Origin of the sequence: Cytobacillus praedii (genome assembly GCF_001439605.1) — a bacterium.
GTDB lineage: Bacteria > Bacillota > Bacilli > Bacillales > Cytobacillaceae > Cytobacillus > Cytobacillus praedii.
In genome coordinates, this window is sequence record NZ_LMBX01000079.1 from 1 (window position 1) to 232 (window position 232).

Annotated in this window: 1 rRNA gene; it reads right to left on the minus strand. The window is 48.7% G+C overall.

Annotation, left to right across the window (positions count from 1 at the left end):
• Positions 1-230: ribosomal RNA gene (locus tag ASU02_RS25555) — 23S ribosomal RNA — on the minus strand; the annotation flags it as partial.
• Positions 231-232 lie beyond the last annotated feature (2 nt).

Sequence of the window (232 nt, forward strand, 5' to 3'; positions counted from 1 at the left end):
TTTGCTTTCTCTTCCTCCGGGTACTTAGATGTTTCAGTTCCCCGGGTCTGCCTTCAATACCCTATGTATTCAGGTAAAGATTCTATCCCATTACGGATAGAGGGTTCCCCCATTCGGAAATCTCCGGATCAAAGCTTACTTACAGCTCCCCGAAGCATATCGGTGTTAGTCCCGTCCTTCATCGGCTCCTAGTGCCTAGGCATTCACCGTGCGCCCTTTCTAACTTAACCTA